We start from the raw sequence: 23,018 nt of genomic DNA, 5'->3' as shown, positions 1-23,018 counted from the left end.
TCCCGAGGGGGCTGTCGGGGGCGGGGAGTCGCGGGACAACGCAGAGGCCGCGCCCATCCCAGGGACGTGCAGGGGCTCTCAATGACTGTGAAGAAGGTTGTCTCGCGTCGCGCTCGTGCGGTGGTGCCACCGCAGCGCTCCGTGGAGGACGACTCGGATGCGTTGGACTCGCGGCAGCTCTTGCGCGTGCTGACGGCGGTGCGCAAGGGTGACTTCTCCGTGCGCATGCCCGTGGACAAGGTGGGCAACGCGGGCAAGGTCGCGGACTCGCTGAACGAAATCATCGAGCTCAACGAGCGCATGGCGCACGAGTTCGAGCGCATCGGCAACGTGGTGGGCAAGGAGGGCCGCATCACCCAGCGCGCGCACGTGGTGAGCGCGGTGGGCTCCTGGGCCGACTGCGTGGAGTCGGTGAACACACTGGTGGCGGACCTGGCGCAGCCGACGACGGAGATGGGCCGCGTCATCGGCGCGGTGGCCAAGGGCGACCTGTCCCAGACGGTGGCGCTGGAGGTGGACGGCCGGCCGCTGAAGGGCGAGTTCTTCCGCACCGCCCGGCTGGTGAACGGCATGGTGGAGCAGCTCGGCGCCTTCGCCTCCGAGGTGACGCGCGTGGCGCGCGAGGTGGGCACCGAGGGAAAGCTGGGCGGCCAGGCCCGCGTGAAGGGCGTCGCCGGCACGTGGAAGGACCTCACGGACAACGTGAACTCGATGGCGTCGAACCTGACGTCGCAGGTGCGAAACATCGCCGAGGTGACGACGGCCGTCGCCAAGGGCGACCTGTCCAAGAAGATCACCGTGGACGTGCGCGGTGAGATTCTCGAGCTGAAGAACACCATCAACACGATGGTGGACCAGCTGTCGTCCTTCGCCTCGGAAGTGACGCGCGTGGCGCGTGAGGTGGGTACGGAGGGAAAGCTGGGCGGTCAGGCCGTGGTGAAGGGCGTGGGCGGCACGTGGAAGGACCTCACGGACAACGTGAACTCCATGGCCTCCAACCTCACGTCCCAGGTGCGCAACATCGCCGAGGTGACGACGGCCGTCGCCAATGGAGACCTGTCGAAGAAGATCACCGTGGACGTGCGCGGCGAGATCCTGGAGCTGAAGAACACCATCAACACGATGGTGGACCAGCTCAACTCGTTCGCCTCCGAGGTGACCCGCGTCGCGCGTGAGGTCGGCACCGAGGGAAAGCTGGGCGGTCAGGCCGTGGTGAAGGGCGTCGCCGGCACGTGGAAGGACCTCACGGACAACGTGAACTCGATGGCGTCGAACCTGACGTCGCAGGTGCGCAACATCGCCGAGGTGACCACGGCGGTGGCCAACGGAGACCTGTCGAAGAAGATCACCGTGGACGTGCAGGGCGAAATCCTGGAGCTGAAGAACACCATCAACACGATGGTGGACCAGCTCAACTCGTTCGCGTCCGAGGTGACCCGCGTCGCGCGCGAGGTCGGCACCGAGGGCAAGCTGGGCGGCCAGGCCGTGGTGCGCGGCGTGGGTGGCACGTGGAAGGACCTCACGGACAACGTGAACTCCATGGCCTCCAACCTCACCGCGCAGGTGCGCAACATCGCCGACGTGACGACGGCCGTCGCCAAGGGTGACCTGTCGAAGAAGATCACCGTCGATGCACGCGGCGAGGTGCTGGAGCTGAAGAACACCATCAACACGATGGTGGACCAGCTGTCGTCCTTCGCCTCCGAGGTGACGCGCGTCGCGAAGGAGGTCGGCACGGAAGGAAAGCTCGGCGGTCAGGCCGTGGTGCGCGGCGTGGGTGGCACGTGGAAGGACCTCACGGACAACGTGAACTCCATGGCCTCCAACCTGACGTCCCAGGTGCGCAACATCGCCGAGGTGACGATGGCGGTGGCGCGCGGTGACCTGTCCAAGAAGATCACCGTGGACGTGCGTGGCGAGATTCTGGAGCTCAAGAACACCATCAACACGATGGTGGACCAGCTCAACTCGTTCGCGTCCGAGGTGACCCGCGTCGCCCGTGAAGTGGGGACGGAAGGAAAGCTCGGCGGTCAGGCCGTCGTGAAGGGCGTGGGCGGCACGTGGAAGGACCTCACGGACAACGTGAACTCCATGGCCTCCAACCTCACCGCGCAGGTGCGCAACATCGCCGAGGTGACCACCGCCGTCGCCAACGGTGACCTGTCCAAGAAAATCACGGTGGACGTGCGCGGCGAGATCCTGGAGCTGAAGAACACCATCAACACGATGGTGGACCAGCTCAACTCGTTCGCCTCGGAGGTGACCCGCGTCGCGCGCGAAGTGGGTACGGAAGGAAAGCTCGGCGGACAGGCCGTGGTGAAGGGCGTCGCCGGCACGTGGAAGGACCTCACGGACAACGTGAACTCGATGGCGTCGAACCTGACGTCGCAGGTGCGCAACATCGCCGAAGTCACCACGGCCGTGGCGCGCGGTGATTTGTCGAAGAAGATCACCGTGGACGTGCAGGGTGAAATCCTGGAGCTGAAGAACACCATCAACACGATGGTGGACCAGCTGTCGTCCTTCGCCTCCGAGGTGACGCGCGTCGCCCGCGAAGTCGGTACGGAAGGAAAGCTGGGCGGTCAGGCCGAGGTGAAGGGGGTGGCCGGCACGTGGAAGGACCTCACGGACAACGTGAACTCCATGGCCTCCAACCTGACGACGCAGGTGCGCGGCATCGCCAAGGTGGTGACGGCGGTGGCCAACGGCGACCTGAAGCGCAAGCTCGTCGTGGACGCGAAGGGTGAAATCGCCGAGCTGGCGGACACCATCAACGGGATGATCGACACGCTGGCGGTGTTCGCCGACCAGGTGACCACGGTGGCCCGCGAGGTGGGAATCGAAGGGAAGCTGGGTGGACAGGCGCGCGTGCCCGGCACGGCCGGCATCTGGCGCGACCTCACCGACAACGTGAACCAGCTCGCCGCGAACCTGACGACGCAGGTGCGCGCCATCGCCGAGGTGGCCACGGCGGTGACCAAGGGTGACCTCACGCGCTTCATCACGGTGTCCGCGCAGGGCGAAGTGGCCGCCCTCAAGGACAACATCAACGAGATGATCCGCAACCTGAAGGACACCACGCGCAAGAACACGGAACAGGACTGGCTCAAGACCAACCTGGCCAAGTTCACCCGCGTCCTCCAGGGCCAGCGCGACCTGCTCACGGTGTCCAAGGTCATCCTGTCGGAGCTGGCGCCGCTGGTGGACGCGCAGCACGGCGTCTTCTACATCTCCGAGCGCGCCGAGGCCGGGGAGCAGATCCTCAAGCTGCTCGCGTCCTACGCGTACCGGGAGCGCAAGGGCCTCTCCAACACCTTCAAGCTGGGCGAGGGCCTGGTCGGCCAGTGCGCGCTGGAGAAGGAGCCCATCCTCCTGTCGGACGTGCCGGACACGTACATCCGCATCTCCTCCGGGCTCGGTGAGGAGGTGCCGCGCAACATCGTCGTGCTGCCGGTGCTCTTCGAGGGGGAAATCAAGGCCGTCATCGAGCTGGCCTCGTTCCACCGCTTCAGCGAGGTGCACCTGGGCTTCCTCGCGCAGCTCACCGAGTCCATCGGCATCGTGCTCAACACGATTGCCGCCAACATGCGCACCGAGGCGCTGCTCAAGCAGTCCCAGGCGCTCACGGACGAGCTGCGCAAGCAGCAGGAGGAGCTGACGGAGACGAACAAGCGCCTGGAGCAGCAGGCCACCTCGCTCCAGCAGTCCGAGGAACTGCTCAAGCGTCAGCAGGAGGAGCTGCGCCGCACCAACGAGGAGCTGCAGGAGAAGGCGAAGCTGCTCTCCGAGCAGAAGACGGAGGTCGAGCGCAAGAACGGCGAGGTCGAGCAGGCCAAGCGCGCGCTGGAGGAGAAGGCCGAGCAGCTGAGCCTCACCTCCAAGTACAAGTCCGAGTTCCTCGCCAACATGAGCCACGAGCTGCGCACGCCGCTCAACTCGCTGCTCATCCTCAGCCAGACGCTCAGCGACAACGTGGAGGGCAACCTCACCGGACGTCAGGTGGAGTTCGCCAAGACCATCCACGCCTCGGGCGCGGACCTCCTGGAGCTCATCAACGACATCCTCGACCTGTCCAAGATCGAGTCCGGCACCATGACGGTGGACGTGGGCCCGCTGCGCTTCAGCGACCTGCGCGAGTTCGTGGACCGCACCTTCCGCCAGGTGGCGGACAAGAAGGGCCTCCAGTTCGACATCGACCTGTCGCCGGGCATGGCGGGCGAGGTGGAGACGGACGCCAAGCGCCTGCAGCAGGTGCTCAAGAACCTGCTGTCCAACGCCTTCAAGTTCACCGAGTCCGGCTCGGTGTCGCTGCGCATCGGCATGGCGAGGAACGGCTGGACGCCGGACCACCCGGTGCTCTCCAGCGCGCCCTCGGTGGTGGCCTTCTCCGTGCGCGACACGGGCATCGGCATCCCCAAGGACAAGCACCACATCATCTTCGAGGCCTTCCAGCAGGCGGACGGCTCCACCGCGCGCAAGTACGGCGGCACCGGCCTGGGCCTGTCCATCAGCCGCGAAATCGCGCGCCTGCTCGGCGGCGAAATCCGGCTGGAGAGCGAGCCGGGCCAGGGCAGCATCTTCACCCTCTACCTGCCCCTGGACTTCATGGCGGAGCGGCCCGGCGTGGACAACCGCCTGGTGTCCAGCGTGCTGGCGCAGTCGGTCGCCATGCTGCCGCCGCCCCTGCACCTGGAGGAGCCCTCCTCGGCGCCCACGGGGCTCGTCACGCTGTCCATCGATGATGACCGCGCCACCATCCAGCCCGGGGACAAGGTGCTCCTGGCGGTGACGCACGCGCCGGACCACGCGGCGCGGCTGCGCGCGGCGGCGCAGGGCGCGGGCTTCAAGGTGCTCGTCTCCACGGAGGTGGAGGGCGCGCTGGACGTGGTGCGCGACTCGCGGCCCGTGGCCGTGGCGGTGGACCTGGACCTGCCGGAGATGGCGGGCTGGGTGGTGCTGGACCGGCTCAAGCACGACGCCAGCACGCGCGCGCTCCCGGTCTACACCGTGTCGGACGACGACCACCGCGAGCGCTCGCTCAACCTGGGCGCCATCGGCCACCTGCGCGCGGCGGCGGACCCGGCCGCGGCGGTGGCGGCGCTGGCCTCCCTGCGCGACTTCGTGGAGCGCAAGGGCCGGGGGCTGCTCATCGTCGAGGACGACGCCGTGCACCGCCAGTCGCTCCAGGAGCTGCTGGGCAGCGACGACGTGCAGACGATGGCGGTGGGCACCGCGGCGGCCGCGCTGGCCGCGCTGGCGGAGCGCCGCTTCGACTGCATGGTGCTGGACCTGGGCCTGCCGGACCTGCCCGGCACGGAGCTCATCCGCCGCGTGCGCGAGGCGCATGGGGCCGGCGGGCCGCCCATCATCGTCTACACCGGCCGCGAGCTGTCGCGCGCGCAGGAGACGGAGCTGCGTCGGGTGGCGGAGGCCATCGTCGTCAAGGATGCGCAGAGCCCCGAGCGCCTGCTGGAGGAGACGAGCCTGTTCCTGCACCGCTCACCCGCCACGCTGTCGGAGACCAAGCGCCGCATGCTGGAGAAGGCGCGCGAGCGGGACCCGCTGCTCGTCAACCGCAAGGTGCTGGTGGTGGACGACGACGTGCGCAACATCTTCGCCCTCAACACCGTGCTGGAGCGCTACGGCATGAAGGTGGCCTTCGCGGAGAGCGCGCGCGAGGGCCTGGCGCAGCTGGAGACGGACGAGGACATCGAGCTGGTGCTGATGGACGTGATGATGCCGGAGATGGACGGCTACCAGGCCATGCGCGCCATCCGCCGCATGGAGCGCGTCTCGCACCTGCCCATCCTGGCCCTCACCGCGAAGGCGATGAAGGGTGACCGCGAGAAGTGCCTGGAGGCGGGCGCGTCCGACTACATCACCAAGCCGGTGGACATCGAGAAGCTGCTCAGCCTCCTGCGCGTGTGGCTGCACGCGCCCCGGGGTGCTCAGGCCAAGGGCCCGCGCACGGAGGTCTCCGGGTGAGCGCCGGGGCCCAGTCCTCGGCGCTGGAGACGCTGGAGGCGGAGCTCCTGCTGGAGGGCGTGGCCCGCCACTGGGGCTTCGACCTGCGCAGCCACTCGCGTCCGCAGTTGCTGCGGCGGCTGCGGCGTCACCTGCGCGAGGAGCGCCTGGAGTCCTTCTCCGCGCTCCAGGCCCGCGTGCTCCACGACAGCGACGCGCTGGAGGGGCTCCTGCGCGCGCTGTCGTGCACACCGCCCACGCTCTTCTCGGACGCGGCCTTCTTCCGCGACTTCCGCGCGCGCGTCGTCCCCGTGCTGCGCACCTGGCCGTCGGTGCGCGTGTGGCACGCGGGCTGCGGCACGGGCGAGGACACCTACTCGCTGGCCATCCTCCTGCATGAAGAGGGGCTGTGGGGGCGGTGCCGGCTGTACGCGTCCGACGCGAGCGAGGGGCTGCTCGCGGACGCGCGCACGGGCGTGGTGCCCCTGCCCGCCGAGGACTGCGCGCGCCGCCACGCGGAGTCGGGTGGCAAGGGCTCGCTGTCGGACCACTACACGCGCGACGGCAACTGGGCGCTCCTCCAGCCGAAGCTGCGCGACGGCATCTTCTTCACCCAGCACAACCTGGCCATCGACGGCTCGTTCAACGAATTCCATGTCATCGTGTGCCGGGACACGCTGCTGTCCTTCAACCGCGCGCTGCACAACCGCGTGCACTCGCGGCTGTACGAGAGCCTGGCCCGCTTCGGCTTCTTGTGCCTGGGGCGCAAGGAGTCGCTGTCGCGCACGCCCCACGCCCAGGCCTTCGAGGAGCTGGAGGGCAGTGGTCGCATCTTCCGGAGGGTGTCATGAGCGTGGGGTTGCTGGTGGTGGGCGCGCCGCGTGGCGCCGCGGCGGACCTGGAGACGCTGCTGTCCGTGTTGCCGGCGCACCTGCCGGCGCCCGTCGTCGTGGCGCTGCACCGGGGGCCGCACGACCGGCTGGTGGAGCCCCTGGGCCGCCGCTGCGCGCTGCCGGTGGTGGAGCCGGACGACAAGGACGACCTGGTGCCCGGCCGCGTGTACCTGGCGCCGTGGGGCTACCACCTGCTGGTGGACCGGGGCTCGGTGTCGCTGTCGGTGGAGCCTCCCGAGCACGGCTGTCGTCCCGCCATCGACGCGCTCTTCGAGTCCGCGGCGGACAGCCACGGCGCCGCCGCGGCGGGGTTGCTCTTCGGCGGCCATGACGACGGCCTCACGGGGCTGGGCCTGCTCCAGGCGCGCGGCGGGCGCGTGGCGCTGGTGGGCGGCGAGGACGTGGAGCTGTTCGACGCGGAGGTCGAGCGCTTGTCACTCGGGGACGTGGGAGGTTGGCTCGCGCGACTGGCCTACGTGTCGCGCGGCAGGGTGCAGCCATGAGCCCCGTGTCCGTCCTCCTGGTCGACGACCAGCCCGAGGGGCTGCTCGCGCTGGAGGCGACGCTCGCGCCGCTGGGGCTCCAGCTCGTCACCGCGCGCAGCGGCCGCGAGGCGCTGCGCCACCTGCTCTCCCAGGACTTCGCCGCCATCCTCCTGGACGTCGTGATGCCGGGCATGGACGGCTTCGAGACGGCGAGCCTCATCCGCGAGCGCGAGCGCAGCCGCCACACCCCGCTGCTCTTCCTCACCGCCCTGTCGCGCGGCCAGCTGCCGGAGCTGCGCGCCTACGCCGTGGGCGCGGTGGACTACCTGCTCAAGCCCTACGAGCCGGAGATCCTCCGCTCCAAGGTGAGCGTGTTCGCGGACCTCTACCGCAAGACGGAGCTGGTGAAGCGTCAGGCGGAGGTGCTGCGGCAGACCGAGCGGCGCGAGCACGAGAGCGAGCTGGCCGAGGCCCAGCGCCGCGTGGACGCCGAGCGCGCCCGCGCCCGCGAGGAGCTGCTGCGCCGGGAGATGGAGACGCACCGCAACCAGCAGCGCTGGCTGGAGGCCGTGCTCGCGGCGCTCCCCACGCCGCTCGCCCTGGTAGAGCCCGGCACGGGCCACACCCTGCTGGCCAACCGCGCGGCCCAGGGGCTCGCTGGCGGAGGGCTCGCGTACCGCGAGGCCCAGGGCCTCCACGAGGGCCTCGTCGTGCGAGGCCCGCAAGGCCAGGTGCTCTCCACCGACGAGCAGCCCCTCATGCGCGCGGCCCGCGGTGAGGCCCTCCAGGGCTTCCATGTGGATTGGGAGTGGGGTGGCCAACAAGGCTCGGTGCGCGCCTTCAGCACCTGGCTGCCCCGGATGCATGGCCGTCCGGAGACGGTGCTGCTCGCCCTGCTGGACGTGGCGGCGCCGAGCGCCACGGTGCAGCTTGTGGAAGGACTCAGGCAGCTTGCGCCCGCCCACCCGGGACGGGAGGACATGGAGGGCCCGCTTCCCGTGAGGCAGGGCGAGCGGGCGAGGGACACGTCCGCGCCGGAACCTGAACATCCTGTTGCGAGAAAAGGTTGACGCACAAAATAACGTGGGCATGGTGGCCCTGTGAGCGACGCCGGACTTCCGCCGCGGGTCCAGCGCTTCATCACGACGCACATCGACTCCCTGGAGAAGCTGGAGGTGCTCCTCCTGCTTCGAGCCCAGCCGGGGCGGGAGTGGACCGCGTCATCGGTGAGCCTGGAGCTGCGCATCACAGAACCTTCCGCCGCCGCGAGGCTGGCGGACCTCACCGCGAGGAGCCTGCTGGTGAGCGACGGCGGACGTGTGCCCGTCTATCGCTTCAGTCCGGCGAGCTCGGAGGACGTGCAGGCCGTCACGGAGCTGGCGGCGGTGTACGGTGCGCGCCGGGTGAGTGTCATCTCCTTCATCTTCTCCCGGCCCCTGGACAAGGTCCGGGGCTTCGCGGAGGCCTTCGTGCTGAAGAAGGACAAGGACGGCGACCATGGCTGAAGCGGTCTACATCCTCTGTGCCTTGACGAGCATGGCGTGCGCGGTGCTGCTCTTGCGCGCATGGAAGCGCAGCCAGTCACGGCTCCTGCTGTGGAGCGGGCTGTGCTTCGTGGGCATGGCGGTCAACAACGTCCTGTTGTTCGTGGACCTGGTGGTCCTGCCGACGACGATTGATTTGTACCTGCCCCGCCAGCTCACCACCCTGGCCAGCGTCTCCGTCCTGCTGTACGGCCTCATCTGGGACGGCTCGTAGCGAGAGGAACCCCCCATGTTCCACTCCATGCTCAATGGCGCGGTGGCGATGGCGTGGCTGGCCTGCGCGCTGTTCTTCCTGCGCTTCTGGAAGCAGTCGCACGACCGGCTGTTCGCCTTCTTCGCGCTGTCGTTCGCGGTGCTCGGGGTGAACTCGGTGGTGGCCGCGCTCATCGACGTGCAGGACGAGCGGCGCTACTACATCTACGTGGCCCGGCTTGTCGCCTTCCTCATCATCCTCTACGCCATCTGGGACAAGAATCGCGAGAGTCGACGCGGCTGATGTGTCCTGACGCGCACCCGTCCTCCGCGTTCAGTGGTGGGGCGGCGCGCGGGTGGTTCTCCTTCCCGGTACAGGAGAACCACGCATGCGGCTCGGTCGTCGCGACTTCCTTCGTCTCTCCGCGCTCGGGGGGAGCGCGCTCGCCTTCGGCCCCGGGTTCTGGAAGGACGCCTACGCGGCCCCGGCCCAGGCGGGCCCCGGTCCCTACGGCGCCATCTCCGGCTCGCCCGACGCCAACGGCCTGAGGCTGCCGGCGGGCTTCACCTCCCGCATCGTGGCGCGCTCGGGACAACCGGTGGGGCCCACCGGTTACGTCTGGCATCCGGCGCCGGACGGGGGGGCCTGCTTCGCGCGGCCGGAGGGTGGCTACGTCTATGTGTCCAACAGCGAGGCCATCTCCGGCGGCGCGAGCGCGGTGCGCTTCGACGCGGGCGGCCGGGTGCTGGCGGCCTATCGAATCCTCGCGGGCACGCGGCTGAACTGCGCGGGCGGGCCCACGCCGTGGGGCACGTGGCTGTCGTGCGAGGAGCACCCGACGGGTTGGGTGTGGGAGTGCAACCCGGCGAGGCCGTCGCAGGGCGTGGAGCGGCCGGCGCTCGGCGCGTTCCCGCACGAGGCGGTGGCGGTGGACCCGGTGGGCCAGCGGCTGTACCTGACGGAGGACCAGCCCGAGGGGCGGCTGTACCGCTTCACGCCGTCCGTGTGGCCCCGATTGTCGGAGGGCACGCTGGAGGCCGCGAAGGTGTCGGGCGACGCGCTGGCGGGTGAGGCCCGGCTGTCGTGGGTGCGGTGCTCGCCGGAGAAGTCCGTGTCGCGTCAGCCGGACGTCGCGGCGCGCACGACGGTGTTCGAGGGCGGCGAGGGCTGCTGGTACGACGGCGGCACCGTCTACTTCACCACCAAGGGAGACAACCGCGTGTGGGCGCACGCGCCGGCGACGGGGAGGCTGGAGGTCATCTACGCGGCGTCGCTCCTGCCGCTCGCGCCGCTGACGGGCGTGGACAACGTGGTGGTGTCGCGCTCGGGGGACCTGTTCGTCGCCGAGGACGGCGGCACCATGGACCTGTGTCTCATCACCCCGGGACCCCAGCGCGTGGTGTCGTCGTTCCTCCGGCTGAGGGGACACTCGGGCTCGGAGCTCACCGGGCCGGCCTTCAGCCCGGATGGGCGGCGGCTGTACTTCAGCTCGCAGCGCGGCACCTCGAACTCCATCAACGCCGGTGTCACGTTCGAGGTGTCCGGTCCCTTCCGCTGAGGCAGGCGCGCGGCTTGACGACGCGGGAGGGCTCTTGCAGATACGGGGGCCATGTCCACGCTCCCTTCCTTCTCGCCCCGCCGCGCGCTGGGCCGCACCGGCTTCGTCGCCACGGCGGTGGGCATCGGTGACATCGCCGACCGCTCGACGCCCCGCGAGGTGCTCGTCGCCACGCTCACGCGCGCGCTGGACGCGGGGCTGAACGTCATCGACACCGCACCGAACTACGAGGAGGGCCTGAGCGAGGAGGTGGTGGGAGAGGCGCTGCGCGGCCGGCGCGAGGGCGTGTTCCTCATCGACAAGGTGGACGTGCTCGACGCGCCGGTGGGGCCCCAGGTCGCGGCGAGCCTGAAGCGGCTGGGGCACGCGCACGTGGACCTGTTCGTCTTCCATGCCGTGTCGGAGCTGCCCGCGTGGGAGGCGCTCGCCGCGCCGGGTGGGGGACTGGCGCAGCTGGGCGAGTGCGTGCGCGCGGGACAGGCGCGCTTCCGGGGCATCTCCAGCCATCATCCGGAGGTGCTGCGCCGGGCGGTGCTGTCCGGGCTGTGTGACGTGGTGATGTTCCCCCTGGGGCCCTTCGTGGACGCGCGCTACGTGGAGGACGTGCTGCCGCTGGCGCGCTCGCGCGGCGTGGGCGTGGTGTCGTTCAAGACGTTCGGCGCGGGCAAGCTCCTGGGCGACACGGAGGGCTATGGCCGGCCGCTGGAGTCGCGGCCCCGGGGCAAGGTGGGCTCGGGTGGACGTGAGGACCGGGAGGCGCCGCTGCTGCCGCACCTGGGCGTGGAGGAGTGCGTGCGCTACACGCTGACGTTGGACCCGGACGTCATGTTGATGGGGATGAGCCACCCCAACGAGCAGGACGCGGCGCTCGCGGCGGCCCACGCGTGGCGTCCGCTCACGCCCGAGGCGCTGGAGGACGTGCGCGTGCGCGCGCGCCGGGCCATCGACGGCAAGGGCGCCGTGTGGTGGAACCCGACCGCGGCTTGAGTCGAAGACCCCGAGTCATTTCGCCTGAAACACACCCCGGGCGTGGGGGGTGTGGCCATTCAACGTCTGGCGGGTCTGGGATTGGACAGTCCTCCCGTCCGCGGAGGTGGGCGGCATTGTTGCGGGCGTCGGGACGCTCTTAGCTGCGGGCTTCACCGCGCTCTCGGGGTCGCCTTCATGTCCGCCGAGCCGAACCCACTCGACGACCTTCCTGGCGACACCGCCGGGACACCGCGAGGCGCCGCGGCGACAGGGCCTCGCGCCGAGCCCGCGTCCTCCGAGTCCGCGCGGCTGGCCTTCCTGTATCGCGCGGGTGAGGCGCTGGGGGCCTCGCTGGAGTGGCGCACGGTGTTGCGGCGGCTGGCGGAGCTGGTGGTGCCGGAGCTGGCGGACTGGTGCGCGGTGGACGTGCTGGGGGACGACGGCCGCGTGGAGCGCGTGGCCGCGGCGCATCGGGAGCCGGGGCGGGTGGCGCTGGTGCACGAGCTGTTCCGCCTGCGTCCGGTGGACCTGACGATGTCGGACGTCATCGCGCAGACGCTGCGCACCGGTGTCGCGTCGCGGATGGAGGCCGTGTCGGAGCGGGCCTGGGAGCGCGAGGTGGCGCTGGGCGCGCGGGTGGGGATGGTGTTGCCGCTGGTGGCGCGCGGCCGGGTGTTGGGGGCGATGTCGCTGCTGCGCGGTGACGCGGCGGCGGGCTTCACGGAGCAGGACCTGGAGGTGGCGCGGGAGCTGGGGCGGCGCGCGAGCCTCTCCATGGAGAACGCGCTGTTGTACGAGGAGGCCCGGGTCTCCCAGGCGCTCTCCGCGCGACTGCAGACGGTGACGGCGGCGCTGTCCCGGGCGGCCACCGCGGAGGACGTGGCCAGGGTGCTGGTGCATGACGGGCTGGAGGCCTCGGGCGCGGCGCGTGGCACGGTGATGAGCCTGACGGACGAGGGCTTCATCCACTTCATCGGCGCGTTCGGCTATTCGCGGGAGTTCAGGGCCGCGCTGGAGGGGAAGCGTCCGCTGGTGGTGCCGGTGCTGGCGCGCGCGGCCGAGCGGCGGGAGGCGCAGTGGTTCTCGCGCCTGGAGGACCTGTTGCCCCTGACGGGCACCGTCCGGCGCGAGGTGGCGGTGCTGGGGGGCGGGGCGCGCGCGGTGCTGCCGCTGCTCACGGAGCGGGGCGTGCGCGGCTTCGTGTGGCTGGCCTGGGAGGGGCAGCGCGACTTCACCGCGTCGGAGCGCTCGTTCCTGGAGGCGCTGGCCCAGCAGTGCTCGCAGGCGCTGGAGCGCGCGGTGCTGTACGGCACGCTGCGCGAGCGGGGCGAGCGGTTGCACCACGCGCTCCAGATGGGGAAGGAGGCCGAGGAGCGGCTGTTCTTCCTGCTCGAGGCGAGCCGCGCGCTGGCCGAGCACCTGGACGACGTGGAGTGGACGCTGGAGCACGTGGCGCGCGTGGCCGCCAGCAGCGTGGCGTCCAGCTGTCTGGTGGAGCTGGTGGGGCCGGATGGCACGCTGCGGTGCGTGGCGTCCGCGCACCAGGAGCCCTCGCGCGATGCGTCGGTGCTCCAGGCGCTCGGCGGAGAGGGCGCGCTGTCGCTGTCGCGCGAGTGCTTCCATTCCGGAGAGCCGCGCTTCGTGCCGGACGTGGACGCGGCGCTGTGCGAGCGCTTGTCGGACAGCTCCGAGCAGCGGGCGCTGTTGCAGGCGCTCAGGCCGGCGTCGCTGTTGGTGGTGCCGGTGCGCACGCGCGGACGCACGCTGGGCGTCATCACGTTGGGGACGTCGCCGCCGCAGCGTCCGCTGGCCATGTCGGACGTGTCGATGATGGAGGAGCTGGCGCGACGCGTGGCGGTGGCGCTGGAGAACGCGTCGCTGTATCGGGACGCGCAGGCGGCGGTGCGGCTGCGCGACGAGTTCCTCTCCGTGGCGAGCCACGAGCTGAAGACGCCGTTGACGAGCCTGAAGCTCCAGCACGGGCTCATCGACCGGGCGCTGGGGCCGGACTCGCGCGAGAAGGTGGCGCCGAGGTTGTCCACGGCGATGCGGCAGGTGCAGCGGCTGGCGTCGCTGGTGGACCACCTGTTGGACGTGAGCCGCGTCTCGCTGGGGCGGCTGGCATTGGAGCCCACGGAGGTGGACCTGGGGCAGGCGGTGCGCGACGCGGTGGACCGGATGGAGGAGGTCTTCGCGGTGGCCGGGTGCACGGTGCGGGTGGAGATTCCAGAGCCGCTGCAGGGGCGGTGGGACGCGCTGCGGTTGGACCAGGTGCTGGTCAACCTGCTCACCAACGCGGCGAAGTACGGCGCGGGGCGGCCGGTGCAGGTGTCCGCCTCCGCCGAGGGCGAGGCGCGGGTGCGCCTGTCGGTGCGCGACGAGGGCATCGGCATCTCGGAGACCGACCTGCCGCGCCTGTTCGGCCGCTTCGAGCGCGCGGTGTCGGAGCGCCACTACGGTGGGCTGGGGCTGGGGCTCTACATCAGCCGGCAGATCGTGGAGGCCATGGGCGGGAGCATCGAGGTGGAGAGCCGCGAGGGCGTGGGCTCCGTCTTCACCGTGCTGTTGCCTCGTTCAGCAGGCTGAGGGCGCGCTCGAGCACCTCGTCGCGTCCGGCGCGCAGGCCCTCGAGGGTGGGGTGGACCTCCACGTCGGGGCGCAGGCCCACGCCCTGGACCGGCTGGCCGTCGGGTGTCTCGAAGCGCTGACCGGTGAAGAGGACGCAGAGAGCGCCGGGGAGGCAGACGTTGGTGGTGTCACCCACGGCGCCCGCGGTGGCGCTGCCCACGAGGCGTGCGCCGGACGCGGCGCGCAGCATCATCGCGGTGTATTCGCCCTGGCTCAGCGTCCGCGCGTCGACCAGGAGGATGACGTGTCCTCGGTAGAGGGGACCGTTGTTGGGTGGGAGCAGGGTGGGGAAGCGCTCCTCCAGGCGCTCTCCGGCGGAGAGCCGGGGGCGGGAGATGAGCGCGGACGTCGTGGCGCCGCGCGTGTTGAGTCGCGGCGCGAGCGCCCAGGCGCTGCCCTGGGGATAGCCGCGCAGGTCGAGCACCAGGCCCCGCGTGTCCTTCATGGCGGTGAGCATGGGGTCCACGGACTCGGCGCGCAGCCTGCGCAGGTCCACGTAGCCGATGCCGCCGCTCAGCATCTTCCAGGGGGCGTCGTCGCGGGGTGGGGGACGCAGGAACGGGAGGAAGTCGCGTGAGCGCGGCAGGCGTGACTCCTTGAGGCGGCCGTCGGAGCCCTGGAGCATGACCTCGACGTGCTTGCCGTCCGCGCCCGCGAGCAACAGGCTGGCGACGCGCTCGGCCCTCGCGGCGTCGTGTGAGGCACCGAGGAGGGAGGTGAGTCGCCGCGCGTGCAGGGCGACAGGCTCCTGGTCCACGGCGACCACCTCGTCGCCCACGTGGATGCCGGCGGCGCGGGTGACCTCGGGCGCGGGCAGCTGCGTCACGATGAAGCGCCCCTGCACGGGCCGCAGGACGACGGGCGCGGTGGCCTCGGCGAGAGAGCGCAGCGGCTGGCCCTGCTCCGCGACGAAGATGTGTCCGTCGTGGACGCGCGCGGCCAGGGTGTAGAGGACCTGTGTGTAGGCGCGAGCGTCCGCCGCCGCGCGAGCCTGACCGAGGAACGTGGGCAGGACGGCGTCCCAGTCCCGCAGGGCTTTCGGGTCGGGATGAAAGAAGCGCATCACGTTCCAGAACCGGATGACGGCGAGCAGCCGATGCGGTTCCGGTGGATACCCCGGGTGCTCGTACATGGCCTCGGCGCTGATGATGGGGAGCGCGGAGGCGGACCTCGATGGGGCTGCGCTCGCGCGAGTCCGCGTCCCCGACGTGCCCGAGCGCACCCGTTGGAGCGCGGCCTGGAACGCGGGCCCCGAGTCACCCTCGTCCGCCTCCACCGGCACGGTGACGTCCGCGGACAGTCCCGAGGCGCCGGAGGCGAACACGAGCTCCGAGGCGCGCACCACCGCGCGATATCCCCCGGGCAGCGGCAGCGTGCGAGTCCTCACGGCGGAGGACTCGTCGAGCCCACTCTGCGCGATGACTCGCGTGCGAGGCGTGGACATCAGCGCGAGCACCAGCGGCGTCAGCGGCGTCCGCGCGTTGACGAGCAGCGCCACCGAGCGCTTCGGCGTCCCGGACACCGGCGTGAAGCTCCGCGCGAGCCGCGTCTCGACGGACGCGCTGTATCCCCCGGAGCTGGGCCCCCACTGCACGGGGTGGCCCGAGTACACACGGAAGCGCTCCGCGGGCGCCGTCAGCTCCTCCGCCACCAGCGAGCGCTCCAGGAAGCCGAGCGCCATCTCCGCCCACGCGGCCGCGTCATCCCCACTCATGCGCAGGTCGATGACCACGCGGCGAGCTCGCGCGAGCTCCGGCTCCAGCGCGCTCATCGCGGGATACAGTGCGTCGACATTCGCGAAGGTTCGGTCCAGGTCCAGCACCAGCGCGTCACCCACCCAGCGCGACAGCGGCCCAGGTGCCGTGCTCGTGGCCACCACCGGCCCATCCCGCACGACCCGGGTGAGCGGGTCCTCGAGCGTGCGCAGCATGCCGCCCACTGTCGCGGCGAGCGCCTCGGGGGTGCTCGCCGCGAGCGCACCGGGCAGCGCGGCGAGGAGCGCCGCATCCCAATCGACCGCGCCCGTCGCGAGCGCCGGATGCGCGTACTTCACCTCGCCCCAGACGCGCCCCAGCGCCGCGGCGTTCTCCAGCGCGGGCGCGACGCTCGCACCCGGTCCACCCGGCTCCGCGCCCGCTCCGACCCCCGCGCCGAGCAGCACCGTCAACACCCCGACACCGAGTGTCCAGCTCGGCACCCGTCGGATTCTCACGTGCTCCACAACCACCTCCGATGACGGCCCCGCCCGCTCGACACCACCCTCACGGAAAAGTTCCCGAGCGAACCGCTCCGAGGCGTCTGCCGGCGCCCTCATCGAGGCTCCGCGTTCAAGCGCGTCCACGCCTGGTGAAGCGCGTGGCCGGGGGCGTGGGTGCCGGGTCTTCTTCGCGTGGTGGAAGTGCTCGCGGGGAGCAGTCGTCTACAAGGGCTGGCTCCCTCGCTCCAGGCGTGTGGCCCGGCCATGCTCATGGCTCCGAGGTCTCGCGCGGCGCTCGACACCCGTACACCTGGAACTGGAGAACGTTCATGCGACGTCTGAACCTCATTGCGACTCCCTCTCTCGTGGTGGCCCTGTGCGCGTTGCTCGCGAGCGGATGCGGTGGCTCACCCGGGCCCGACGCGGAGCCGTCCACCGGCGCGCCCCAGTCCGGCGGCCTGGAGGGTGCGCCCGGCACCGACGAGGGCGAGGCCGCGGGAGCCGACTCCGATGATCCGTTCCACCCGCTCAACGCGGGCAAGGTCACCCTCTGCCACATCCCGCCGGGCAACCCCGACAACGCGCACTCCATCACCGTGGGCCTGGCCGCCGTGAAGGCCCACGTCAAGCACGGCGACACGCTGGGCGCCTGTGACAGCGAGCCCGACGCGGGCACCGGCGGCGAGCCCGATGCCGGCTCCTGCCAGCCCGTCGAGGCGCCCTGTGGCGAAGGCGCTGCCTGCTGCTCGGGCCTGGCCTGCTCGACCGACGGCTACTGCGAGCCCATCATCGGCTGATGAACAGGGCCCACCGGCCCTCCCGAAGACGACGCCTCACCCAGACCCCTCCGGCGGCGCCCCCGTGGCTCCGCCCGAGGGGTCTTCCTGTTTCCGGGGAGCCACGCCCCTCGGTTCATCCTCATCACATCTTTTGACTCAAGGAACCCGACCCCCTGCGTCTTCCCTTCAGGGGGGCGGCGAGACAGGGAAGGCGTGAAACGTGTTCCACAAAACATGGGAGTGAGACGGAGAGAAAAGGAATCCCAGAAACCCAACCGCGCATTGCGAGCCGAGCGGTAAAGTTTTCAACCGAATGGCTGTAGTTTCTGCGGAGAGAGCAGGGGAGACTTCCAGCAATGAGGGCGCGTTCCTCCCTCACTGTCCGGAACCTGAAGTCACACGACTCCTTTCGCATGAAGCGCCGGTGCCAGCGCGGTTGAATCGAGGGTGGCACACGACTCGCAACCCGTCTTCCGAATCACCCTGTCCCCGCGTCCCCCAATCGCCCCGTGTTCGTCCAGAACGTCATCTGCTCCTGCGTGCCTCCGCACTCCGACCCCAGTGAGTGTCCGACCTGGGTGCGTCCTCACCGGCACACGCCGGCGGAAGGGAACACGATGTTGTACGCGGGGACGCCGCCGCCGCCCGTCCGGGTGGAGACGCTGACGCCGGTCCCCACGCCCGTGCCGGGCTCGTTGGTGGGGCACCAGCTGGGGCACTTCAAGCTGCTGAAGGAGCTGGGCCGCGGCGGCATGGGCACGGTGATGCTGGCCGAGCACGCCCTCATCCAGAAGCGCGTGGCCATCAAGGTGCTGCACTCGCACCTGGCGCAGGACCCGGACCTGGTGGCCCGCTTCCTGTCGGAGGCGCGCACGCTGACGGTGGTGCAGCACGAGAACGTCGTCGCGCTCTACGACTTGGACACGCGCGACGGCCGTCCCTACCTGGTGATGGAGTACCTGGAGGGGCAGAGCCTGGCGGCCTTCGCCAAGGAGCCGCTGCCGCCCGCGCTGGTGGTGGACCTGCTCTCCCAGGTGTGTGACGCGCTGGGCGCGGCGCACGCGCACGGCATCGTCCACCGTGACTTGAAGCCGGCCAACGTCTTCCTGGTGCCGGGGCCGCAGGGCCGCCAGCGCGTGAAGCTCCTGGACTTCGGCATCGCCAAGCTGCTGTCGCGCCCGGCGGGCGTGCACACCACGGAGGTGGGCGTGCTGCTGGGGACGCCGGAGTTCATGGCCCCCGAGCAGTGCGGCGACGAAGTGGTGGACGCGCGCACGGACCTCTACGCGGTGGGCGTGCTGGGCTACTTCCTGCTCACCGGACGCGTGCCCTTCGCGGGCCGCACCGCGGCGGAGGTGCTCATCGGCCACCTCCAGAAGCCGCCGGTGCCGCCGCACGAGGTGCGCCCGGACGTGCCCAGGACGCTGTCGCGCGTGCTCCTGCGCGCTCTGGCCAAGCGCCCCGCGGACCGCTTCGCCCAGGCCTCGGACCTGCGCGCCGCGCTCGCCACCGCGCTCGTGCCCGAGCCGGAGCCCGCGGCGCCCGGCTTCACCGCCCGGGTGCGCATGTCGGGCGCGCCGCACTCGCACGAGCTGTCGTGCGAGTGGGTGGGCCGCGCCGGCCTCTTCCTGCACACGCCCGCCGCGCCGCCGCCGCTGCTCTCCGACGTGGGGCTCCTGCTGCGGCTGCCCGGCGGCGAACTCGCCTGCACCGGCCAGGTGGTGCGCCACGTGACGGAGGAGCAGGCCAGGGCCTGGCGCATGTCGCCGGGCTTCGGCGTGCAGCTTCGCGACACGTCCCCCGCCTTCCAGGAGGCGCTCGCCCGGCTGAAGTCCGGCGTGCGCCTGGAGCCGCCCACGCCGCCGCCGTCCCCCATGCGCGAGGACGCCGAGGCGGAGCGCGTGCTCCAGGGCTTCCGCAACCGGATGTCCGGGGACCACTACGCCGTGCTGGAGGTCCCCCGGGACGCCACGCCGGAGACCCTGCGCGTGGGCGCCCAGCGCGCCCGCACGGCGCTCGAGCCCCTCAAGGCGCGCAACCTGTCCCTGGGGCAGCGCGCCCAGCTCGAGCGGGTGGGGGAGCGGGTGGCCGCGGCGCTGCATGTGCTGGGGCACGTGGAGCGCCGGGCGGAGTACGACGCGCGCCTGGGCAACGTGGAGGGCGTGGAGCGCTGCCTCGCCGCGGGCCTCACCGCCACGGCGCTGGAGAACTGCCGCCGCCGCTTCCTCGCCGAGTTCCCCGGCCGCGACGGCCGCGCCGCGGTGCAGCGGCTGTCCGGTGACGCGCTGTCCTCGGTGGGCCGGCTGCAGGAGGCGCTCGCCGCCTACGAGCAGGCGGTGCGCATGGACCCGCTGGATCTGGAAGGGCTCAAGCGCTGGCGCATGCTCCGGGCCCGGCTGCGCAACACGCCCACGCCCCGGTAGGCGGGCGGGCGGGCGCCAGGGGTGGACCGCCGTTCCTTGCGTCCCGGGGTGGGCTCCTCGTTAATCCACCCTGGACCCATGGCCTCCGACTCCGACGACTCGCTTCCACCCCAAGGGCGCTTCACCCGGCTGCGCAAGCTGGCGGGCCTCTCCATGCAGGTGGGCACCGACGTGCTCAAGAGCAGCGCGAAGCGCCTGACGGGCGGCACGCCGGAACTGCTCAGCAGGAACGCCGCGGAGAAGCTCGTCTCCACCCTGGGGGAGCTCAAGGGCGCGGCCATGAAGCTGGGCCAGGCGCTCTCCATGGACCCGGACCTGCTCACCCCCGAGGTGCGCCAGGTCCTCGCCCGCCTGCAGAACCAGGCCCCTTCCATGTCCTACGACATGGTGTCGCGCGTGGTGCGCGAGGAGCTGGGCTGTCCCCCCGAGGAGGCCTTCCGCGAGTTCAGCCGCGAGCCCCTGGCCGCCGCCTCCCTGGGCCAGGTGCACCGCGCGGTGCTCGCGGACGGGCGCCCCGTGGCGGTGAAGGTGCAGTACCCGGGCATCGCCGAGTCGCTGACGCACGACATGGAGAACCTGGGCCTCGTCGTGAAGACGATGTCCAAGGCCTCGCGGCTGATGGACGGCTCGGCGTACTTCCAGGAGTTCCGCGACGAGCTGCTGCTGGAGCTGGACTACCGGCGCGAGGCGGAGCTCGCCCGGGGCTTCGCCAGGAGCGTGGCCCGGCTGGAGGACCTCCACGTCCCCGGCGTCGTCGACAGCCACAGCGCCGGGCGCGTGCTGACCATGGAGCTGCTGGAGGGCCTGACGCTCAAGGACTGGGTGACGAAGGAGTCCTCCAACGAGGAGCGCTTCCGCGTGTCGCGCCAGCTCATCCGCGCCACGTACGGGCCCTTCTTCGGCGCGGGTGAAATCCACGCGGACCCGCACCCGGGCAACTTCATGGTGATGCCGGACGGGCGCCTGGGCCTGCTCGACTTCGGCTCCATCAAGCGCTTCAGCCCGCGCTTCGTGGACGCCAACCGGCGCATGTTCCAGCAGTCCCTGAAGCTGGAGCCCTTCGACGTACTGCGGCTGAGCCTGGAGGTGGGCTTCACCGTGGAGCTGCCCGGCGACGAGGCCGCGGACCTCATCCGCGAGGTGCTGCACATCGCCGGCAGGCCCATGCGCACCACCCCGTACGACTACACGTCCTGCGAAATCCCCCGCGACATGCGCAACCACTTCACGCGCAACGCGGCCCGCTTCCTCAAAATCAAGCCGCCGCCGGAGGCGGTGATGTTCTTCCGCTCCACGGGGGGACTGGCGCAGAACCTGCGGCTCATCGGCGCCCGCGGGGACTTCCGCGGCGTCTTCCTGGAGATGGCGGAGCTGCTCGGCTGAGAGGAGCCCGCGCGCGTGCTACGGCGCGGACGAGGCCGCCTGGCCGCGGCCCTTGGCGTGGATGGCGTGGAGCCTCCGCGCCAGCTCCTCGCCCTGGGTGCTCTTGGTGATGTAGCCGTCCGCGCCGGACTCCAGCGCCAGCTTGCGCAGCTGCGCCTCGTCCGACGCGGAGAAGAGCACGAAGCGCGTGCCCGCCGGGGCCTGCCCCCGCGCCAACGTCAGCACCCGGTCCCCGGTGAGGGCCGGGATGTTCACGTCCAGCAGCACCAGGTCCGGCATCGTCGTGCGCACCAGGTTGGACACGCCCAACGAGGAGCGGTGGGTGCGCACATCGAACCCGTACGCCGACAGCGAGCGCTCCGCGAGCGTGAGCTGCTCCTGGTCGTCATCCACCACCAGCACTCGGATTTTCATCTCCGACATGACTCCTCCCCCTCATGGGCGCCCGACGCCCACCGGATGTCGCCACCAGGCCGGGTGGCCTACGGATTATCACCTAGCCGAGGGCCGCCTGTCGCCCCCTTGCGCCCTCGCGAAGTCGCCCTTCGCGCCGCCGTGACAGGACGTGGTGGGTGGACCGGGTGTACCTCCACCCGCCCCGTCCACCCCGGCCGGGGCCCCGTGTCTCAGCCGGAGCGGTACTCGGAGGCCCGGCCGCCCCGGCCCGTGGCCGTCCGCCTGAGCGAGGGGAGGGTGAGGGTGAAGACGGCGCCGCCCTCCGGGCGGTTGGACGCGACCAGGGTGCCGCGTGCCCGCGCCACCACCTCGTGCGCCATGGAGAGGCCCAGGCCCGTGCCGTGCTGGCCCTTCGTGGTGAAGAAGGGCTGGAAGATGGAGAGCAGGTGCTGCTCGGGGATGCCCGTGCCCTCGTCCTCCACGGTGATGACGACCTGGCCCGCCGAGGTCTGGTGGCCGCGCACGCGCAGGGTGCCGCCCCGGGGCATGGCGTCGCGTCCGTTGCGCAGCAGGTTGAGGAACACGCAGCGCAGGTCCGCCGCGGAGCTCTCCACCAGCGGCATCCGGGGCACGTCCACGTCCAGGTGCAGGCTCAGCCCCTCGCGCGCGGCCCGCGACTCCAGCTCCCCCCGGGCTATCTCCACCGCGTCACGCACCACGTCGGCCAGCTGCACCGGCTCCACCGGAGACTCGGGCTTCTGCCGCGCGAAGTCGCGCAGCCGCGACAGCCGCGTCGTCGCGTCCGCCACGATTCGCAACAGCGTGTCCACGTGGGCCGGCGTCTCCTGCTCACCCTGCTTGCCAGGGCGGGTCTGGAGCAGCTCCAGCCGCAGCTTCATGGCCACCAGCAGGCTGCTCAGATCATGGGCGATTCCCGAGGCCTGCTCACTGAGCATGCGCAGGTGCTCGCGCTCCGCCAGGGCGCGGCGCTCCTTCTCCAGCGCCTCCTCCTGACGCGCCTGCTCGGTGATGTCCCGGGCGAGCACCAGGACGACCCTGGGCGCCAGGTCCGCGCGGACATGCCGGACGCCCACCTCCAATTGCTGATGCCCCCCCGCGTAGGTGTAGCGCGAGATGCGGGCCAGCTCCTCCGGCGTCGAGTCCAGCGCCCGCACCTCCGCGGCCACGACGCTGCGCAGCGTGAGCAGGGCGGGCCCCTCCTCCTGTCCGCGCTCTGTCAAACGCCGCCACGGACCCCGGGCCAGTGTGAGGGATTGCCAGCGCAGGTTGACATACAGCGCCGCATCCCCTCGGAGCAGGGCCACCGCGCCGGCAATGCCTTCCAGGGCCGGCGAGTGTCGGGAGGGCGTCAGGGGCTCGTCCTCGAAGTCGGGCCCGTGTGTCTTGTTCACCTTTTCGAGGAGGGCCGCCAGCTCATGCTCGGTCGACGACGCGGGTGACATGCGTTGAGCTGTAACCCAGGGCGCGGCACGCGGCAAGGGAGGGTCCCCCGCCCTCACGGAGCCCCAGCCCGCACGGGTATGTCTGATGTGGACTGTACTGCCATTCCCCCGTGCGCCGACTGCGAAAGACTGACATACGGATG

General features: G+C 71.2%; 16 protein-coding genes. 13 read left to right on the top strand and 3 right to left on the bottom strand.

Going from position 1 to position 23,018, the window contains the following annotated elements; genetic code table 11:
- The first annotated feature begins 81 nt into the window (after positions 1-81).
- From VZQ01_RS15705 to VZQ01_RS15660, 10 genes are all read left to right on the top strand, one after another.
- Positions 82-5,985 (top strand): HAMP domain-containing protein, encoded by a 5,904-nt coding sequence (locus VZQ01_RS15705; protein ID WP_223749242.1) that lies wholly within the window; start codon positions 82-84, stop codon positions 5,983-5,985.
- Positions 5,982-6,815: a CheR family methyltransferase gene (locus tag VZQ01_RS15700; RefSeq protein ID WP_267698218.1), complete on the top strand. Its 834-nt coding sequence runs from the start codon at positions 5,982-5,984 to the stop codon at positions 6,813-6,815. The genes VZQ01_RS15705 and VZQ01_RS15700 overlap by 4 nt, the downstream gene beginning before the upstream one ends.
- Positions 6,812-7,360: a chemotaxis protein CheB gene (locus VZQ01_RS15695; protein ID WP_223749244.1), complete on the top strand. Its 549-nt coding sequence runs from the start codon at positions 6,812-6,814 to the stop codon at positions 7,358-7,360. Before VZQ01_RS15700 ends, VZQ01_RS15695 begins: the two co-directional genes overlap by 4 nt.
- Complete coding sequence (locus VZQ01_RS15690; RefSeq protein ID WP_426748244.1) at positions 7,357-8,412, top strand: response regulator; 1,056 nt, start codon at positions 7,357-7,359, stop codon at positions 8,410-8,412. The genes VZQ01_RS15695 and VZQ01_RS15690 overlap by 4 nt, the downstream gene beginning before the upstream one ends.
- A gap of 30 nt (positions 8,413-8,442) precedes the next feature.
- Complete coding sequence (locus VZQ01_RS15685) at positions 8,443-8,847, top strand: hypothetical protein (protein ID WP_223782394.1); 405 nt, start codon at positions 8,443-8,445, stop codon at positions 8,845-8,847.
- Positions 8,840-9,100, top strand: a complete 261-nt coding sequence (locus VZQ01_RS15680; RefSeq protein ID WP_223749246.1) for a DUF5985 family protein — start codon at positions 8,840-8,842, stop codon at positions 9,098-9,100. Before VZQ01_RS15685 ends, VZQ01_RS15680 begins: the two co-directional genes overlap by 8 nt.
- Before the next feature lie 15 nt (positions 9,101-9,115).
- On the top strand, positions 9,116-9,382 hold the full coding sequence (locus VZQ01_RS15675) for a DUF5985 family protein (protein ID WP_223749247.1): 267 nt from the start codon (positions 9,116-9,118) through the stop codon (positions 9,380-9,382).
- A gap of 85 nt (positions 9,383-9,467) precedes the next feature.
- Entirely contained in the window at positions 9,468-10,637 is a 1,170-nt protein-coding gene (locus VZQ01_RS15670; protein ID WP_426748243.1) for an alkaline phosphatase PhoX, read from the top strand.
- 51 nt (positions 10,638-10,688) lie between these two features.
- Positions 10,689-11,624, top strand: a complete 936-nt coding sequence (locus VZQ01_RS15665; RefSeq protein ID WP_426748242.1) for an aldo/keto reductase — start codon at positions 10,689-10,691, stop codon at positions 11,622-11,624.
- A 177-nt stretch (positions 11,625-11,801) separates the two neighbouring features.
- On the top strand, positions 11,802-14,192 hold the full coding sequence (locus VZQ01_RS15660) for a GAF domain-containing protein (RefSeq protein ID WP_426748240.1): 2,391 nt from the start codon (positions 11,802-11,804) through the stop codon (positions 14,190-14,192).
- Here VZQ01_RS15660 and VZQ01_RS15655 read toward each other — a convergent pair.
- Positions 14,161-16,446 carry a S41 family peptidase gene (locus VZQ01_RS15655; RefSeq protein WP_426748239.1) on the bottom strand — a complete coding sequence of 762 codons (2,286 nt, stop codon included), beginning with the start codon at positions 16,444-16,446 and terminating at the stop codon, positions 14,161-14,163. The two genes, VZQ01_RS15660 and VZQ01_RS15655, sit on opposite strands and share 32 nt — an antisense overlap.
- A 314-nt stretch (positions 16,447-16,760) precedes the next feature.
- Here VZQ01_RS15655 and VZQ01_RS15650 point away from each other — a divergent pair, with 314 nt between their 5' ends.
- From VZQ01_RS15650 to VZQ01_RS15640, 3 genes are all read left to right on the top strand, one after another.
- The gene (locus VZQ01_RS15650; protein ID WP_426748238.1) at positions 16,761-17,228 is read left to right on the top strand and encodes a hypothetical protein; all 468 of its coding nucleotides are present in this window, start codon (positions 16,761-16,763) and stop codon (positions 17,226-17,228) included.
- Between the two features lie 599 nt (positions 17,229-17,827).
- Complete coding sequence (locus tag VZQ01_RS15645; protein ID WP_408888217.1) at positions 17,828-19,633, top strand: protein kinase domain-containing protein; 1,806 nt, start codon at positions 17,828-17,830, stop codon at positions 19,631-19,633.
- A gap of 78 nt (positions 19,634-19,711) precedes the next feature.
- On the top strand, positions 19,712-21,016 hold the full coding sequence (locus tag VZQ01_RS15640; protein ID WP_223749254.1) for an ABC1 kinase family protein: 1,305 nt from the start codon (positions 19,712-19,714) through the stop codon (positions 21,014-21,016).
- A gap of 18 nt (positions 21,017-21,034) precedes the next feature.
- On the opposite strand, the gene VZQ01_RS15635 is transcribed toward VZQ01_RS15640, so the two are convergent.
- Both VZQ01_RS15635 and VZQ01_RS15630 read right to left on the bottom strand, forming a co-directional pair.
- Positions 21,035-21,439 (bottom strand): response regulator, encoded by a 405-nt coding sequence (locus tag VZQ01_RS15635; protein ID WP_046710851.1) that lies wholly within the window; start codon positions 21,437-21,439, stop codon positions 21,035-21,037.
- A gap of 203 nt (positions 21,440-21,642) precedes the next feature.
- Positions 21,643-22,824 carry a sensor histidine kinase gene (locus tag VZQ01_RS15630; RefSeq protein ID WP_426748237.1) on the bottom strand — a complete coding sequence of 394 codons (1,182 nt, stop codon included), beginning with the start codon at positions 22,822-22,824 and terminating at the stop codon, positions 21,643-21,645.
- Between the last annotated feature and the right edge of the window lie 194 nt (positions 22,825-23,018).

Source organism: Myxococcus faecalis, assembly GCF_050039385.1.
Classification (GTDB): Bacteria; Myxococcota; Myxococcia; order Myxococcales; family Myxococcaceae; genus Myxococcus; species Myxococcus fulvus.
Note: the sequence above shows the minus strand (reverse complement) of the source record. Positions and strands in the feature narration are given on the sequence as shown.